General features: G+C 61.0%; 17 protein-coding genes. 8 read left to right on the forward strand and 9 right to left on the reverse strand.

Annotated features, from left to right (window positions below):
* Position 1 precedes the first annotated feature (1 nt).
* The 5 genes from tgt (at position 2) to AAF563_08275 (ending at position 4,840) form a co-directional block, all read left to right on the forward strand.
* The gene (gene tgt, locus AAF563_08255; GenBank protein ID MEM7121250.1) at positions 2 to 1,141 is read left to right on the forward strand and encodes a tRNA guanosine(34) transglycosylase Tgt; all 1,140 of its coding nucleotides are present in this window, start codon (positions 2 to 4) and stop codon (positions 1,139 to 1,141) included.
* 38 nt (positions 1,142 to 1,179) lie between these two features.
* Complete coding sequence (map, locus tag AAF563_08260; GenBank protein ID MEM7121251.1) at positions 1,180 to 1,929, forward strand: type I methionyl aminopeptidase; 750 nt, start codon at positions 1,180 to 1,182, stop codon at positions 1,927 to 1,929.
* A 60-nt stretch (positions 1,930 to 1,989) separates the two neighbouring features.
* Positions 1,990 to 2,754 (forward strand): DUF4197 domain-containing protein, encoded by a 765-nt coding sequence (locus tag AAF563_08265; GenBank protein MEM7121252.1) that lies wholly within the window; start codon positions 1,990 to 1,992, stop codon positions 2,752 to 2,754.
* 382 nt (positions 2,755 to 3,136) lie between these two features.
* Positions 3,137 to 4,096, forward strand: coding sequence for a homocysteine S-methyltransferase family protein (locus AAF563_08270; protein ID MEM7121253.1), 960 nt, complete (start codon positions 3,137 to 3,139; stop codon positions 4,094 to 4,096).
* A gap of 51 nt (positions 4,097 to 4,147) precedes the next feature.
* A complete protein-coding gene (locus tag AAF563_08275) occupies positions 4,148 to 4,840 on the forward strand; it encodes an amino acid racemase (GenBank protein MEM7121254.1) in 693 nt (230 codons plus the stop codon).
* Here the strand turns inward: AAF563_08275 and AAF563_08280 are convergent.
* Entirely contained in the window at positions 4,837 to 5,658 is an 822-nt protein-coding gene (locus AAF563_08280; GenBank protein ID MEM7121255.1) for an enoyl-CoA hydratase/isomerase family protein, read from the reverse strand. The two genes, AAF563_08275 and AAF563_08280, sit on opposite strands and share 4 nt — an antisense overlap.
* 61 nt (positions 5,659 to 5,719) lie before the next feature.
* Between AAF563_08280 and AAF563_08285 the strand changes: the two genes are divergently transcribed.
* Positions 5,720 to 6,613: a phytanoyl-CoA dioxygenase family protein gene (locus AAF563_08285; protein MEM7121256.1), complete on the forward strand. Its 894-nt coding sequence runs from the start codon at positions 5,720 to 5,722 to the stop codon at positions 6,611 to 6,613.
* 280 nt (positions 6,614 to 6,893) lie between these two features.
* Positions 6,894 to 7,664 carry a TylF/MycF/NovP-related O-methyltransferase gene (locus tag AAF563_08290; GenBank protein MEM7121257.1) on the forward strand — a complete coding sequence of 257 codons (771 nt, stop codon included), beginning with the start codon at positions 6,894 to 6,896 and terminating at the stop codon, positions 7,662 to 7,664.
* A 12-nt stretch (positions 7,665 to 7,676) separates the two neighbouring features.
* Here the strand turns inward: AAF563_08290 and AAF563_08295 are convergent, their stop codons facing one another.
* The 3 genes from AAF563_08295 to AAF563_08305 all read right to left on the reverse strand — a co-directional run bounded on the left by AAF563_08295 (position 7,677) and on the right by AAF563_08305 (position 11,548).
* Entirely contained in the window at positions 7,677 to 8,546 is an 870-nt protein-coding gene (locus AAF563_08295; GenBank protein MEM7121258.1) for a phytanoyl-CoA dioxygenase family protein, read from the reverse strand.
* A 111-nt stretch (positions 8,547 to 8,657) separates the two neighbouring features.
* A complete protein-coding gene (locus AAF563_08300; protein ID MEM7121259.1) occupies positions 8,658 to 10,271 on the reverse strand; it encodes an AMP-binding protein in 1,614 nt (537 codons plus the stop codon).
* A gap of 125 nt (positions 10,272 to 10,396) precedes the next feature.
* On the reverse strand, positions 10,397 to 11,548 hold the full coding sequence (locus AAF563_08305; GenBank protein MEM7121260.1) for an extracellular solute-binding protein: 1,152 nt from the start codon (positions 11,546 to 11,548) through the stop codon (positions 10,397 to 10,399).
* Positions 11,549 to 11,724: 176 nt separating this feature from the next.
* Between AAF563_08305 and AAF563_08310 the strand changes: the two genes are divergently transcribed.
* Complete coding sequence (locus tag AAF563_08310) at positions 11,725 to 12,519, forward strand: putative hydro-lyase (protein MEM7121261.1); 795 nt, start codon at positions 11,725 to 11,727, stop codon at positions 12,517 to 12,519.
* Between the two features lie 21 nt (positions 12,520 to 12,540).
* Here the strand turns inward: AAF563_08310 and AAF563_08315 are convergent, their stop codons facing one another.
* From AAF563_08315 to AAF563_08335, 5 genes are all read right to left on the reverse strand, one after another.
* Positions 12,541 to 13,194 (reverse strand): glutathione S-transferase family protein, encoded by a 654-nt coding sequence (locus AAF563_08315; GenBank protein MEM7121262.1) that lies wholly within the window; start codon positions 13,192 to 13,194, stop codon positions 12,541 to 12,543.
* Between the two features lie 32 nt (positions 13,195 to 13,226).
* On the reverse strand, positions 13,227 to 14,027 hold the full coding sequence (locus AAF563_08320; protein ID MEM7121263.1) for an ABC transporter permease: 801 nt from the start codon (positions 14,025 to 14,027) through the stop codon (positions 13,227 to 13,229).
* On the reverse strand, positions 14,027 to 14,962 hold the full coding sequence (locus AAF563_08325) for an ABC transporter permease (GenBank protein ID MEM7121264.1): 936 nt from the start codon (positions 14,960 to 14,962) through the stop codon (positions 14,027 to 14,029). Before AAF563_08325 ends, AAF563_08320 begins: the two co-directional genes overlap by 1 nt.
* On the reverse strand, positions 14,959 to 16,014 hold the full coding sequence (locus AAF563_08330) for an ABC transporter ATP-binding protein (protein MEM7121265.1): 1,056 nt from the start codon (positions 16,012 to 16,014) through the stop codon (positions 14,959 to 14,961). The genes AAF563_08325 and AAF563_08330 overlap by 4 nt, the downstream gene beginning before the upstream one ends.
* Before the next feature lie 92 nt (positions 16,015 to 16,106).
* On the reverse strand, positions 16,107 to 17,207 hold the full coding sequence (locus AAF563_08335; GenBank protein MEM7121266.1) for an extracellular solute-binding protein: 1,101 nt from the start codon (positions 17,205 to 17,207) through the stop codon (positions 16,107 to 16,109).
* Positions 17,208 to 17,305 lie beyond the last annotated feature (98 nt).

Raw genomic sequence — 17,305 nt, forward strand, 5'->3', positions numbered from 1 at the left:
CTTGAATCACACGACAACGACATTTGGCCTGACCGTTCAAAACACGGACGGTGAAGCGCGCACCGGCACGTTGACGACCGCTCATGGTCCGGTGCGCACGCCCGCCTTCATGCCGGTCGGCACCGCGGCGACGGTCAAGGGCATGTTGGCCGATCAGGTGCGTGGGGCGGGCGCGGATATCGTGCTCGCCAACACCTATCATCTGATGTTGCGTCCGGGGTCCGAACGCGTCGCGGCGCTGGGCGGCTTGCACCGCATGATGGATTGGCCGGGCCCGATCCTGACCGATTCCGGCGGCTACCAGGTCTTCTCTCTGGCCGAGCGGCGCGAGATCACCGAGGCCGGCGTCACGTTCAAGAGCCATGTGGACGGCAGCCGGCATGAGCTGACACCCGAACGCGCCATGGCGATCCAGAACGATCTGGACGCCACCATCACCATGGCACTGGACGAGTGCACCGCCTGGCCGGTCAGCCACGATGTCGCGAAGGACTCGATGGAACGTTCCATGCGCTGGGCGGGACGGTGCCGCGAGGCCTTTGTCGAGCGGCCGGGCTACGGCCTGTTCGGCATCGTCCAGGGCAGCACCTTCGAGGACCTGCGCCACGCCTCGGCGGACGCCCTAACCGCGATCGGTTTCGACGGCTATGCGATCGGCGGCCTGGCGGTTGGCGAGGGTCAGCAGATGATGTTCGATGTGCTCGACATGACGATGCCGCACTTGCCGGCGGACCATCCGCGCTACCTGATGGGCGTCGGTCGCCCCGATGACATCATCGGCGCGGTGAAGCGTGGCATCGACATGTTCGATTGCGTGCTGCCGACTAGGTCCGGGCGAACCGGCAAGGCCTTTACGTCGCGCGGCACCGTCAACATCCGCAACGCGCGACACCAGGACGACACACGCCCGCTGGACGAGACCTGCTCGTGCATTGCCTGCACGCGCCACAGCCGCGGCTACTTGCATCATCTGTTCCGCTGCCAAGAGATGCTGGGACCGATGCTGCTGACGATCCACAACATCACCTTCTACCAGAAGCTCATGGCTGACTTGCGCGGCGCCATAGCCGGCGGCAATTTGACTGTTTGGGCCGACGACTTCCTGGCCGCCTATGAACGCGGTGACATAAATCCGCTATAGTATTGGCCGACGTTTGAGCGAACGGGTTCCGGGGCATTATGACCATATCGAACCAGAACGACCTTGAGGCGCTGCGGGAGATCGGCGGCATCGTCGCGCGCGTCTTGAAGGCGATGGCTGACGCGCTAGAACCGGGCATGACAACGCGCGAACTGGACGATCTCGGCAGGCGCCTCCTCGAAGAGGCCGGGGCGCAGGCGGCACCGGAATTGTGCTACGGCTTCCCCGGCGCAACCTGTATCAGCATCAACGAAGAAGTCGCCCACGGCGTCCCCGGAGAGCGCGTGATCGCACCGGGCGATCTCGTCAACATCGACGTTTCGGCAGAGAAGGGCGGGTACTTCGCCGATACCGGTGGCAGTTTCCCGGTGCCGCCCGTCGAACCCGACATCGCACGACTGTGCCGCGACGGCCGACGCGCACTATGGCAGGGCATCCACGAGGTGCGCCCGGGTCGTCGTCTGAACCGCATTGGCGCGCGCATACAAGCGTTTGCGGACAAGAAAGGCTATTCGCTCATTCGCAACCTGGCGAGTCACGGCGTCGGCCGCAGTCTCCATGAAGAACCGGCCGTCATCCCGACTTGGCGCGATCGCCACGACAGCCGGATCATGACCGATGGGATGGTTTTCACGATCGAGCCGTTCCTGTCGACTGGCGCGACCTGGGCCGAAGACACCGAAGACGGATGGACGCTGGTTACCGCGCCACAGCACCGCTCTGTCCAGTACGAACACACGCTGGTCGCAACCAAACGGGGACCGATCATTTTGACCGAAGCTGCATGATCCATGGGGACATGCCGCTCCGTATCACGTAAGAGCGGAGGCATTTTTGGGGGAGGGACCATGAAACGTCGTAATTTTGTCTTGGGCGCGTTGGCCGGCGTGACACTGCCGATTGCAGCACGCGCCGACGACCTGCTTGATGGCATAACCGATTCGCTGGGCGACTTAGGCAGCACCGGATCGAGCACCAGCGGATCCGGTGGTGGCGATCTGGGTGCCGGGCTCAGCAATGGCGAGATCGATTCCGGACTACGCGAGGCCCTGCGCCTGGCAAGCGAACGGACCGTCGACCAGGTTGGCGCGGTCGATGGCTTCAACGGCGATCCATCCATTCACATCCCGCTGCCGGACTCTCTGGATACCGTGCAGAGCGCGCTGAAGACGGTCGGCATGTCGGACATGGCCGACGACCTTGAGCTCAAGATCAACCGTGCGGCTGAGGAAGCGTCCGGCGAAGCGGTCGACGTCTTTTTCGGCGCCATCGACCAGATGACCCTGGATGACGCGCGCGGCATCCTGAACGGGCCCGATGACGCCGCGACCCAGTACTTCCGGCGCACCACGAGCGATGATCTGAAGACGCGCATGCGCCCCATCGTTGACAGCAGCCTGAGCGACGTCGGCGCTATCCAGTCCTATGACGCCATGATGGGCGAGTATGACAGCATCCCCTTCGTGCCGGATGTGAAGGCTGATCTCACCGACTATGCGCTGGACGGCACGCTGGACGGCATCTTCCATTACCTCGCGGAGCAGGAAACGGCGATCCGCACCGACCCGGTAGCGCGCTCGACCGAGCTGTTGCAGCAGGTGTTCGGCGGCTGAGAGAGGTTTGTTGCATTACCGGCGTAATCGGCTAAAACCCCGTCCCGGTAGCGCCCGTAGCTCAGGTGGTAGAGCAACTGACTTTCGATTGGGAGCCCCGGCGGGAAACCGTCGGGTGACAAGGTGTCAAATTCGGGGAACCCTCAGCGGCTGGAAGGCCGGTGGCAATCCCGAGCCAAGCCCCAGGGAGCACGTCCTGGGGAAGGTGTAGAGACTAGACGGCACCCGCCTACGTCCCCATGGGATAGGGCGAAGGTATAGTCCGGGCCACAAACCCGAAAGGGGCGGCGAAAGCCGTGGTGGTGGAGTAATCAGTGGGTCCTAGGTTCGAGTCCTAGCGGGCGCACCAAACCTTTTCCGCATCGATAGCCGGGAGGCGGCGATGGCTCTAAGCGACCTTCACGCGCGATTGGCGGTAGGCGAGATCGTCATCCTGGACGGCGGCACGGGCACTGAGCTTGAACGCCGCAACGTCCCGATGAACGACGATGCCTGGTGCGCGCTGGCAACCGAAGTCGACCCGGATGCCGTGCGCCAGGTCCACGAGGACTACATCGCCGCCGGCGCCGACGTGATTACCGCCAACACCTATGCCAGTTCCCGCAACATGCTGGGGCCGGCCGGCATGGGCGACAAGGTTGCGCCGCTCAATCGACGCGCCGTCGAGATCGCCCGAGACGCGCGCGACCGAGCCGCCGGTGACCGCGACGTCGTGGTCGCGGCCTCGATGTCGCATATGATGCCGATGGTCGCCGGTGAGGCACGCAACGATCCCGATGCCTTGCCGTCACCCGACCAACTTGTTGCCAATGCCCGCGAGTTGGCCGGTATCATCAAGGACGGCGGCGCCGACCTCATCATCATGGAGATGATGTCGCGCCCGTCCCAGATGAAGCCCCTGATCGAAGCGGCGCATGAGACTGGTCTGCCTGTCTGGGTCGGTATGAGCGCGCGCTTGGAAGACGACGGCCGGGTCGTCTCCTTCGCCTGGGAAAATTACCCGTTCGATGAGGTGGTCGACGCCGCGATCCAGGCCGGCGGCGGTGCGGTCATGGGACCGATGCACACCAATGTTCACGTGATCGGCCCGGCGCTCGACATCCTGCGCAAACACTGGTCCGGTCCGATGATGGCCTATCCGGACTCCGGCTACTTCAAGATGCCGCAATGGCAGTTCGACGACATCATTCCTCCGGCCGGACTGGTCGAGGAAGCGAGGGGTTGGATCGACCAGGGCGCGTCGGCCATCGGCGGCTGTTGCGGCATCGGCGTCGAGCACATCCGCCTGTTGAACGCATCACTTCGCGGCGATGCCACGCATGTTGAACAAGCGGGCGACTAGTCCGATCACCGCCAGATTGCCGAATGCGTAACATCTGACGTGGCGGACGCGATCCCACAACACATCGGCATTGCCGCCTGTTCGGCCGAAGGCGCCTCACTGTGCTATCGCACAATCTGCACCGAGGGACCGGCGATGTTGGGCGGTCACGCCCATCCCGAAATCACCATGCACACCCACTCATTGCAGGAGTACACCGAATGCCTGGGGCGCGGTGACATGCAGGGTGTTGCCGATCTGATGCTGGCTTCGGCCGAGAAGCTGGCGGCGGCGGGCGCCGACTTCCTGATCTGTCCTGACAACACGATTCACCAAGCCTTCGATCGGGTCGAGCCGCGCTCGCCGCTGCCATGGTTGCACATCGCCGACGTCGTCGCCCACATGGCCGTCAGTCGCGGCTGCCGCAGTCTGGCCCTGACGGGAACGCGCTGGTTGGTCGAGAGCGATGTCTATCCCGATAAACTCCGTGGCCAAGGCTTGCGGTGCGTAACCCCAGACGCTGACGAGCGTGGCAGAATCGATCACATCATCATGGACGAGTTGGTGCGCGGCATTACCAAGCCGGAATCAACAACCTACATCTTGAAGGTGATCGAGCGCCTCGGTGACCAAGGCTGCGACGCGGTCATACTGGGATGCACGGAACTGCCGATCGTTGTCGATGACAGAAATTCGCCGCTGCCAACGCTTGATTCGACACGCCTTCTGGCCCGCGCGGCACTACGCCGGGCCGTGAGCGATTAGGTTCCCGTGAACCGCGGATCCCGTTTCTCGAAAAAGGCACGTGCGCCTTCGCCATGATCCCGTGTTCTTGCGGTGACGACCAGGGACTCCGTTTCAAAGTTCAGCATGGTTTCGAGCGAGGCTTCCTGGCCGCGATCGATCATCGTCTTGTGTAGCTGGACGGGCAGGGGCGCGCGGCTGGCGATGCGGTTTGCGAGCTTCTCAGCCTCCTCGCGCAGGTTGCCGGCGGGAACGACACGGTTGGCCAAGCCTATGCGATAGGCTTCCTCGGCATCGATGAAGTCGCCGGTATAGGCAAGTTCGCGCGCCCGAGCGAGCCCGACCTTGCGCGGCAGCAACCAGGTGCCGCCATTGGTGATGGTGACACCGACATTGACTTCCGGGAAACCGAACAGCGTGCCCTCTGCTGCCACGACGAGGTCGCAGGCGAGTGTCACCTCGCACCCGGCGCCGACGGCGACGCCTTGGACGGCGGCGATGACGGGAAAACGTGCCTTGCGGATCAGCCGTGTCGTCTCCTGCAGCAACTTCTGGTTTTCATGCAGGTCGCCCAGAGTGTACTCGCCGGTCTCGAACTGCTCGACGTGCTCGACCATTTCGCCGACATCGTGACCGGCCAGAAACCCGCGTCCTTCGCCGGCCAGGATCAGACAGCGGATCTCGCGGTCTTCGATCAATTCACGCAGGTGACGGCCGAAGTCGCGCCATCCCTGGCTCGACATGGCGTTAAGTTTTTCCGGCCGGTCGAAGATCAGCCAGGCGATATGGCGGTCCTTTTCGACCACAAACCGGTTCTTGTTGGTGGTTTCCTCGCTCATGGCATCGCCCTCCCAATGCATGTAGACTTATCTGACATCTGACGTCGTGGAGGAGACTACGATGGCTCAGTCCGGAATCGAAACCGTTGATCCGACAGTTGGTGCGGAAGATCTCGATGCGATCTTGAAGCGGGATGGTTGTGTTATTGTCGCGGATGCCATCGACCACGGCGCGATCGACCGCCTGCTCAGCGACCTCGCTCCTTATCTCCAGCAGAAGTCGTGCGGCGAAGGTGATTTCGTCGGCTATCACACCAAGCGGCTTCACTCGCTCTTCAACAAGAGCAAGGCGATCCCGGACTTCATCGTCCACGACAAGGTACTGGAAACCATGGATCTGACGCTGGGCCCGTGGTGCGACAGCTACCAGCTCAACTCGAATTCGATCACGGCAATCGGGCCGGACGAGACGCCTCAGCCGCTGCATCGCGACGATTTGCTATATCCGCTCGCTCACCCCAGTGAACGCAATGCCTGTTGCACAGCCTTTTGGGCGTTGACGGACTTTACGGAAGAGAACGGCGCGACGCGCCTGATCCCCGGGAGCCACCTTTGGGACGATGAGCGTGTGCCCCAAAATGAGGAAACCGTCCCAGCGGTCATGCCGAAAGGCTCGTTCTGCGTCTTCCTGGGCGGCACTTACCACGGCGGTGGCCGTAACGTGACGTCGGACGAGTGGCGCATCGCGATGTTCGCCGGCTATGCGCTGGGCTGGCTGAGGCAAGAGCAGAACTGGTACTTGTCGCTCACCGCTGACGAAGTCCGGCGGATGCCGGAGGTCCTGGCGCGCCTGCTGGGTTTCAATTTGCACAAACCATTCCTGGGGTGGGTCCAGGACTTCCAAGACCCCTATGACATCATCCACGGCTACCAGGAACTGTCTTCGGGCGGCAACGACCTGTTTGCCGACGGCGCCGAACGGCCGATCCAGGGCGACAAGGTCAACGTCGCATAGGTTAACTCCCGTCGCGTCGCCAAGCGTAGGGCGTCGTCGTGGATCCTGCGATCAATGTTCTAATCGGACCGACAAATGCTCCTTCTCCTAAGGGGTTATTGATGGCAACCGAATAGTCGCTGTTAAAAGTACCGTGCCAAGTTAGTGTATCCGCACAATTTCGCGTCACTCTAAAGAGCTCTTTCCCACCCGATGGAAGATTGGCTCTGTTTTACTGAGGCGAGATCGTTTTCCTGTGGCCGGTAAGCCCAACTCACCCCCTGTTAACGGCAACAACGACATGGCACAGATCGACACCGCTCGGCACGACCGCCCCAGTCTGCGTTCCGTACTCCGAGGCCTACTTGAGCCGACGGGGCTTCTGCCCCTGGCACGCCGCGTCAAATGGCACCTGCAGGCGCGCGGTTGGCTTCGCTGGACGCCGCTGGTGTCCTCGCAACAGTATTCGGCGGGATGTGACTCGGCGATTCAGAAGCTACGGGAAGACGGCCACAGCTTTGGCAGCTATCTTGAGTTCGGTGTCAGCCGCGGCACGTCCATGTCGTGCATGCACCACGCCCTGCGTAAGGCCGGCCTTTCCGACATTACCTTGTTCGGCTTTGATTCGTTCGAAGGCATGCCCGCCGAGGCGGCCGAGCAGGGTTGGGATCCCGGCCGTTTCGCATCCGCCATGTCCATGACCGAACGTTACCTGGGCGATCATGGCGTCGACGTTAATGATGTCCGCTTGGTGAAGGGTTGGTTTCAAGACACGCTGACAGACGAAGCGGCTGCGGAGCTGGGGATCGAAAAGGCCAGCCTGATAATGGTCGATTGCGACATCTACTCCGCTTCGAAGGAGGCGCTGACGTTCTGTGCGCCGCTGATTAAAGACAAGGCCATCATCTTCTTCGACGACTGGGGCTCCCGCTTTAACAAAGGCGCGATTGGCCAAAATGAAGCGTTCAATGAGTTCATCGCGGACAATCCCGATCTTTCCGCCGAGCCACTGGCGGCCTATTCGTCCGACGCTCGCGTGTTCCTGGTCCACCGGTCGGGCGGTCAAACGTAAGCAGGCGGCGTGTCAACTCAGGTCGGGAAAACTGTCACGGTAGTAGATGGTGTAACCCTCGTCGTTCGGGTCGTTAAGATCGTTCAGCGGCGTTGATCCGAATACGCCGACGTAGTCGCCGTTGCGCAGGGCGTCATCGGGCGCGATCACCATCGGCTTGACGGCATGGTGATCCTGGTTGTCGAAGACCGGCGCGTTGCTCACGCCGTTATAGGAAAACTCCAGCAGCAACCGGTCATGGTCGGCACTGTTGTCCCCCGAGGAGTGAACGACATTGCCATGAAAATAGAGGCCGTCGCCTGGCGCCAGCTCGACCGCCACATCATCGAAACGGTCGAGCATGCCGGTAAGGCGGGCCGGGTTGATGTTGGCGTAGGCGTGGTCGTCGCGAATGCGATCGACACGACCCATTCTGTGCGAACCCTTCAGCATATGCAGGCACCCGCTTTCCTCGGCCGCCGGCGTCAGCGCGACGATACAGGTCAGCATATCGGGCATCAGGCAACCGTCCTGATACCAGCCGCCATAATCCTGGTGCCAGACCACCTTGCCGCTGCGACCGGCAGGTTTTTTCACCAGCTTGGAATGGAAGTGATAGACCGGCTCCCCGATCAACGTCGCCGCACCGTCGACGATACGGGCAAGCCGCGTGCACGTGCCCAGCCAGTCATCGCCGTGGCGCACCCACCCTAGATAATCGTGCTGCGTCTTCTGACTGCCGTCGTGGACCGTGGTCAGGCGCCCGCCGATGCTGGGATCGTCCTGGATCGCCTGCTGCATGGGCGCCAGCTCATCGGTGCTCAGGAAACCTGGGATAACGACATACCCGTCGCGGTGATAGGCGACAATCTCGTCTGGTGTCAGGGTGCGTTGACTCGCCATCGGCATCACTCCCACATATATCCACCCACTATCTGACCCGACAGCGTGTGTCACCGCAAGTGTCGTGAACTGGTGGCGTCGCCGACGCTGTTCGCGAAGGCCAAGCCAAACTCAACGCTTCAGCTTGATTCCAGCGGATTCCCGATCCCATGTGGTTGGCGTCACGCCTTGGCCGCGCAACTCAAACTTCTGGATCTTGCCGGTCGGTGTCTTGGGCAGCGCAGTCACAATGTCGACGAAGCGGGGCACCATGAAATAGGCCATACGCGGCTCCAGAAACCGAATGAGATCGATCGGATCAAGGGCCTCGCCTTCCTTGACCACAATGCTCGCCATAACCTCGTCTTCGGTGTGTTCGCTGGGTACCGGAAAGACAGCGGATTCGAGCACGGCCGGATGGCTGTTGACCTCGTTCTCGACCTCCATGGACGAAATGTTCTCGCCGCGGCGCCTTATGGAGTCCTTCACACGGTCGGCGAAGTAATAGAAACCGTCATCACCGCGGTACATGGCGTCACCGGAATGAAGCCACAGGTTTCGCCACGCGGTCTCCGTCCATTCGGGGTGACGCCAATAACCTGCCATCAGAAGCCAGGGTTCCTTAGCGCGAATACAAAACTCTCCAACCGTGCCGTTCGGCACCTCTTCATCATGTTCGTCGACGATCTTGGCTTCGAAGAATTCGTCATCGAGGTAGCCGCAGGTCTTCCAGTCGGGGTGGTCGTAGTCCAGGCGATGGGGCGCGTTAACCTCGGTCGACCCGTAGGTCGTCTTAATGCGCATGCCGAACCGTTTCCCGAAGGCATAGACCTCAGGGAACATCGGCACGACCAGTGCGCGATCGATGGGCGTGTCCTTGTCGTCCGGCTGTTCGGGCTGACCGGAGAGGAAGTTCGCCATGGCGCCCAGAAAAAACGTGACGGACGCGTTGAACCGTTTGGCGTCGTACCAGAACCGCTCGACGCTGAAGCGTTCGGTGATGACGGCAGCCGCGCCGCCAATCATCGCGGCATAAACCATCGCCCACTGGCCAGCGATGTGAAACAGCGGCAAGGGCGCGTAGTAGACATCGCCCGGCGCCAGGTCCATCAGATCGACGCCACCATGGGCGTAGGTATAGGCATGGGCATGGGTAATCATCACGCCTTTGGATGGGCCTGTCGTGCCGGAGGTGTACATCACTGCTTTGATGTCGCGATAGCTGGGAAGGCACTCGCGCGGCGTCTCCGGGGCCTCGAGCAGCGTGGCGAAGTCCACATGCCGCATGGAGGCGAGGGGCGCCGGTATCGATACGGCGCCACCAACGCGATCGAATACGATCAGGCGTTCCAGGTGTTCCAGCTTGTCGGCGACATCCGCCACACGTTCCAGGAACTGCGCCTCGACGATCATCGTGCTCGCCGAGGAATCGTTCATCACATGCACAAGCAGATTGCCGCGATAGGCGGTGTTGACGGGCACCTGGATCGCGCCGCACTTGCCGAGGCCCAACCAAACGAACGCGAACTCCGCCACGTTAGGCATCATGACAAGCACGGTTTCGCCTGGCTGGATACCCAGTCCCGCGAGCGCGTTGGCGACCCGGTTGGAGGCGCGGTCCGCATCCCGATAGGAGAAAACGACATCGTCGTCGCAGATCAGGAACGGCGCGTCGCCATGGCTCTCGACTCGCTTGGCCAGTACCTTGCCGACGCTTTGATCGTCACGCGGATCGACTTGTGGCATCGCCCTCAAACCCGGACCGTGTGGCGAGAGAATAGGCGGCCCAGCCGCGCTTGGAAATGCCGGCTACAAAACAAAGCGGGCCGGCACATGGCCGGCCCGCAAATCGGCTGAGTGGTTAGCTCGGGTCAGAAACCAGCCTTTATTTCGTCGAACAGCGCGATGTACTTCTCACGCGTCGCCGGCGGAATCTCAGAGAAGAAACGGCTGTCCGCCAGGAACGTTTGTGGATCGGACAGTCCCAAGTCGGCCAGAGTTTCGGCCGGCACCGCCTCGAACGCCTTCATGTTGGAGTGGCCGTAACCGTATTCGGTAATCTCGAAAATGCCGGACTCGACTGAGGAGACGGCGTTCAGATAATCGTAGACTTTGTCCTGATTGCCTTCGCCGGTGGCGATGTGAACGAGTCCGCAAACCCAGGTGTAGATACCTTCCTTGGGGTTCATGTACTCGATCTCGACGCCTTGTTTCTTGAGCTCGACGACGGAGCTGTTCCAAGCATAGGACGCGACGAGTTCCCCGGTTGCCAGGCCTTGCTCGACCGCGGTGATGTCGGTCCAGTACCAACGCAGGACATCGCGTTGCTGGCGCATCATTTCGGTCGCGCGTTCCAATTCCTCATCGGTCATGTCGAACGGGTTCTCTGCGCCGATTACCGCACCGACCACGCCGAAAACACCGTCGACGGAGTCGTAGATGCCGAGACGTCCGGCATACTTCTCATCGAACAGGATCATCCATGAGTGGTTCTCGGCGCCAGCATACTCCGGCGCAAGGTCGGGCCGGAACAGAACCGAACTGTTGCCCCAGTCGAGCGGGAAGAAGACCTGCTCGCCTTCGATCTGGGCACCGTCAATCGTCTTGAGCGTTGGAAAGACATCACCCCAATGCTCCAGACGGCTGGTGTCCAGGTTCGCCAGCAGGCCGGCGTCCCACCAGCGCTTCAGGCTGTAGGAGCACGGCCAGGCGATATCAGGCCGGAAGCCGGCGCGCATCTTCTGGAAAGCCTCTTCTTCCTCACCCCACAAGGTGAAGGAAGGCAGGGCGTCGTGCTTCTCGATGTAGGTGCCTGCCAGCTCAGCGACATCGTAGCCAGCCCACGTAAACACCATAAGGTCGGCATCGGTGCCCAGGCTCTGGGCATTCGCGACACCGGGGATCGCCGGCAACATCACCGTACCCAAACCGGCCGAGGCCAAGACTTTGTGGACGTCTCGGCGTGAAATGTCGCGGTTGTCCAAGCGCGACCGGAACTCCTGAATATCCATAATCTTTGTCATGATGTTCTCTCCCTGCATCCGGATTGGCGATCGAGCCATACTCTAGGCCAGAAAATGCGGTCGACGCACCTGGAAAGCGCACCTACAACTGGTGGTGTGCATCGTTGACCACCGAGGTATCGCTCTTATGGCAAGGTGGGTGATGACTAGACGGAGTTCGGACATGGACGCTTTTGATGACTGAGCTCTTTGCGACGTCGGAGGAACTGCGCTCGGCGGCGCGGGCGGGTCGTCATACCGGTCATACAGCCGGCCAGGCGCCTGGCTTTGTGCAAGGCAATGTCGTCATCCTGCCCTCAAACTATGCGGATGATTTCGCGCGCTACTGTCAGGAGAACCCGAAACCGTGCCCGCTTCTGGGACAAGCGGAGCGGGGCGATCCTGCGCTGCCAGATCTAGGCGAGGCGATCGACATACGCGGCGACCTACCGTCCTACCGTGTGTTTCGCCACGGCCGTCGTAACGGCGATGTCAGCGATATCTCGGACCTCTGGCGCGATGACTTCGTCACCTTCGTCCTTGGTTGCTCGTTCTCGTTTGAAGAGGCTCTTATGGAAGCAGGCCTGTCGCTGCGCCATATCGAGCAAGATACGACGGTGCCGATGTATCGTAGCCGGATACTGACCCGCGAGGCCGGTCCGTTTGGCGGCCCGATGGTCGTTTCCATGCGGCCCTTCACGCCAGACGATGCGAAGCGCGCCGCGACAATCACCGGACGTTTTCCCCACGCGCACGGCGCGCCAGTCCACATCGGCAAGCCCGCGGAGATCGGCATTGCCGCATTGGACGAACCCGACTTCGGCGACCGCGCCGCGCTGCGCCCTGGCGAAGTACCATTGTTCTGGGCATGCGGCGTAACGCCTCAAGTCGCACTGGAACGCGCGAGGCCTGAGATCTGCATCACCCACACGCCAGGCGCCATGTTGGTGACAGACCTGAAGAACGCCGAGCTGATGACGGGCGCTCCCTAGGGCAGGCGAATCTGTTCTGCTCTAGGCCGCGCGATGCGCGACCATGATGTCCATGAGGCCCTGCAGCATGGGGCCTGAGACAGAGCGCTCCAGGCACAGGTCAAACATGCGGCGCGATGCCGGGAAGCGCTCGCTGAAATCCAGAGGTTCGTCGAACCCATAAGCCATCCACATCGCCAGGTGAAGATCGGCGCAGCTCGCGCGGTCACCAAGGTGATAGGGTCCATTTGCCGCAAGCCAGTCTTCCAGGATCTGCCAGCGCTCGCAGATAATCTCGCGGCTCTGCTCGCGCAATGCCGGTGCGTCTTCTTCTCGCAGCGCGTAACGCGAGGCATAGCCGGATCGCTTGAACGAAGGCTGAATATCGTTGGTGAAGTAAAAGATCTTGCTCAAAAAAACACCGCGCTGCGGATCGGTCGGTGCGGGCGCCAATTCCTCCAACCCATGGCGGTCGGTCAGGTAGAGCATGATGGCGGCGGCCTCGTGAAGGATGTCGCCTTCCGGCGTCTGGAGAGCCGGAACAAAGCCCGCCGGGTTGATCTTGCGGAAGACCTCGCCGCGAAACTCCTGGTTTTCCATGTCGACGACATGGAGTTCATAGGGCAGGCCTGCTTCTTCAAGCACCATTTGCGGCGCAAGGGCGCGCGTAAAGGTGCCGCCGTAGAGCTTGTACATGGCGGTTCCTCAGTAAACGTGGCGTGCGGAGACTACTCCTTGGGCGACCAGGCGCCTAGTAGCTTGGGCAGGTCACTGAAACGCGCGACCAGCGAGAAGACGACGACAGCCAACAGGATGAACATCACCGCCACTGATGCGGTGACCGGCGAATAGCCGGTTCTCAAATTGGCCAGGATCTGCACTGGCAAGGTGATGGTCGCCGACTGACCCAGGAAGAACGAAATGATGTACTCGTTCATGCTGACGACGAAGACGAACGCGTAGCCGGCGAACATGTAGGGGATGATCATCGGGAGGATGATCGTGAAGAAGGTCTGCCGGCGGTCCGCGCCCATGGTCTCGGCGGCTTCGAGATGCTCGTTGTCAATGGACTCCAGACCAAGCGAGATCATGACCATGGGCAGCGTCACGAGAAAGACGCCATGGGCCAGGATGATGTTCTCAATGCGGCCGACATAGCCGACCCACTGGGACCAAAAGATCAGCATGCCGAGCGCCGTGATGACCGGCGGCAGGGAGAACGGCACCAGGCCCAGGCTGAACAGGACCTTGGCGTAGGTCACACGATAGCGCCACAGGAAGTAGGAGGTCGGCAGGGCGATCGAGACCGCCACCAGGCCGCCAAGCCCCGCGATGATCAGGCTGTTCGTGAGTGCCTCGTACCAGGCCGACTTCTCGAACACCTCTGGGTACCACTTGAGCGACAAACCCATCGGCGGAAAGAACATGACCTTTTTGGCGTTGAGCGAGACGCCGGCAACGATGAACAGCGGCGCGCTCAAGACGATGAACATCGACGCGATGAAGATGCGTTTCCAGACAGCAACCATTATCGTCTAGCCCCCACCGGGCTTCGGCGTTCCTTGCCAAGCAAAAAGGTCAGTGCGACCAGAGCCAATGTTACGAACACCAGAAAGACACCCAGTGCCGCGGCGAACGGTGCGTTGTTGCGGGCGAGCATCTGGTCGGCGATCAACTGCGCATACATCGTGTCTTCAGGCCGTCCCAACCACTGCGGTGTTACGAAGGCGCCCATGGTGAAGACGAAGAGCAGAATGAAGCAGGCCAGGATTGCTTTCCAAAGAAGCGGAATGACGACCGTCCAGAACGTCTTGACCGGCGACGCCCCCAGGGTCTGGGCGGCCTCTGTCAGCTCGCGGTCCAGACGGGTGCACTGCGGATAGAGGACCAGGATCGCGAGCGGCACATTGAAGTATGTCAGGCCGCAGATAACGGCCCAATAGCCGGGATACCAGGACGACGGTCGCTCGACCAAGCCCAGGTAACCGATCAGTCCGGGAATGCCGGCCGACCGCGACAGCAGCACCGACCAGGAAAACGCGATGATGACTTCCGACAGTGAGAGAACGCACAGGATGAAGACCAGGGCGACGACCTGCGGCTTGCGCCGGAAACGGCTGACAAAGAACGTGAACGGTACCGAGAAGACCAGACACAGGGCGCTGGAGAAGATGGAGAATTGAACGGAGACCCAAAGGTGGGTCGTGAACAGCGGCGAGAAGAACCGTGCGTAGTGCGTCAGTTCGAAGGCGCGTTCATAGGTCCGCGACTCCACCCGATGCCAGAAACTGATGTCGATCATGATCAGGAAGGGGATAAAGAAGAATATCCCCAACATGATCGTTGGATAGATGCCGAAGGGATAACGACGCAGCGGCTTGACGATTCCGTCGACGAAGATTCGACTGATCAGAGAAGGCCGTGGTTCGGCGGCAGCGTCCGTTGTCGCGTCGGCGACGCTCATGGCCTGACCACCACGCACGCCTCGCTGGGCAGTTCGACCTTAACCTGGTCACCGATGTGAATATCGGGGCGTTCCTTCGGGGTCGCCAAGCTGATGATCGTGATGTCACCACAGTCGACAAACGTCTCGACGCTGGCGCCGACATCGCGAACAAACGTCACCTTGCCGCTCAACTGGTTCGCGCCCTCATGGCTCTCGGGCAAGACATGCACTTCCTCGGGACGAATGGAGAGCACGCCATCGCCACCATTCGAAAGGCCTTCCGCGATGGACTGGACCGCGAAACGCCCTCCGTGTGCCTCAACCTCTTGTGCGTTGTTGACCTTAACGTTGATCAAGTTACTGGTGCCGATGAACTCCGCCACGAACGCCGTCGCAGGGTTGCGATAGATTTCGAGCGGCGAACCCATTTGCTGAATCCGCGCCGTCGACATGACGACGACCTCGTCAGACATGGTCATCGCCTCACGCTGGTCGTGGGTCACGATGATGGTCGTGATACCAAGCCGCTCCTGAAGAATCCTGAGCTCGACCTGCATCTCCTCGCGCAGCTTGGCATCAAGTGCGGAAAGAGGTTCGTCAAGAAGGAAGAGCTTCGGTTCAAGCGCCAGGGCACGGGCGATCGCGACACGCTGCCGCTGACCACCCGACAGCTGCGAGACCCTTCGGTCTTCGACGCCGGGCAGGCGCACCAAGTCCAGAAGTTCACTCGCCTTTGTCCGGCGCGCGGCCTTATCGACGCTGCGTATCCTCAGACCATAAGTGATGTTCTCCCAGACACTGAGATGCGGAAACAGTGCCAGAGACTGAAACACCATGCCGATGTTGCGCTGATGCGTCGGGATCGGCGTGATGTCCTCGCCATCCAGAAGGATCTCACCGGAGGTCGGGTTTTCCAGACCGGCAATCATGCGCAACAAGGTCGTCTTGCCGCAACCCGACGGTCCAAGGAACGACACGAACTTGCCGTTGGGAATGTTGAGATCGATATCTTGGACGGCCGTAACCTGCCCAAACTTCTTCGTAATTCCGCTTAACAGAAGACCACTCATGGAATCACCCGCCTTGCCCCTGTCCCTAACGAGACGGCGTCACAAAGGATGAAAGGGGGGAGGTCTTCGCCTCCCGCCCCGTCAACGTTTGCTTAGGCTCCGGTCAGGAGCTCTTGCCACTTTTCACCAATCCAGTCGCCGTTCTCCAGGTAGACGTCGTAGTTGGGAACGATCGGCGGAATCTCACTGGACGCGAGACTGAATGCTTCATCACTCAGGTTTGGCAGCATATCCCGTGGCAGGACAGGCGCCGTCCACAGGTTTTCCGTGGTCGTTGTCTGCGCCTCAGGCGATGCACACCAGTTGAGGAATTCGTAGCACACATCCTCTTTATCGGTGGTGGTCAGCATGCACCATGCGCCGAAATCGATGACGCCGCCCTCCTTCGGGAAGGTCGAGCGCATCGGGAAGCCGTCGTCGATCATGACCATCGTGACGTCATGATAGTACTGGCCGCCGGTCAGTTCGCCGGACTGCAGCTGCGCCTGGAACTTGCCTTCATCGGCGTACCAGAGCTTCACATTGTCCTTGAGCTCGACGCCTTTTTCCATGCACTGGGTCAGGCCTTCCTTGGTCTGCATGATCTCATCGCCGCCCATGAAGGTGTGGGCAACGATGTCGATGATGAAGCTGGATTCGGCGTCACCGGACCAGCCCAGGGAATCGACAAACATGGGGTCCCAAGCGTCGGCCCAGCTCGTCGGAGCTTCCGGCCAGGCTTCGGTGTTTGTGATCAAGGTTGCATACCAGGCCAGCATGGGGGAGGCCGCCGGCATGTCGGTGTCCGGCATGTTGTAGATCAGGTAGTCCGGGATGTTGGCCATGTTCGGCGCCTTGTTGACGTCCAGCGCCTTGAACAGATGGTTGGCACGGCGCACGGAGCTGCCGCCAGCCATCGTGATGTCGACCGGCGCGTTACCGGCGTCCATGCCGTTCTCAAGCTGTGTGAACCAGGCGAAGCCACCCGGCTGCGAAACCGTTTCGACCTGAATGCCCGAAGCTTTTTCGAACTCTGGATAGGTGTATTCCGTCAGCATGTCTTCGAAGTAACCGCCATAGGACGACACCTTGATCGGCTCCGCCGCCCAAGCGCGGCGCAGGAACGTCCCCACCGGCAACGTGCTGGCGGCCGCTGCGGCGGTCGTCTTCTTCAACACATTCCGGCGGGTGGTCGTAAACTTCTTGATCGTCATATTGTCTTCTCCCATTGAAGCCACAGTTGTCGATGCGGCGGAGGCCGCTGGACCCTTCTTGAGATCTATTTCAGCGCTTTTTTTACCGCAAGGCAACT

This window comes from Pseudomonadota bacterium (genome assembly GCA_039028155.1).
GTDB lineage: Bacteria > Pseudomonadota > Alphaproteobacteria > SP197 > SP197 > JANQGO01.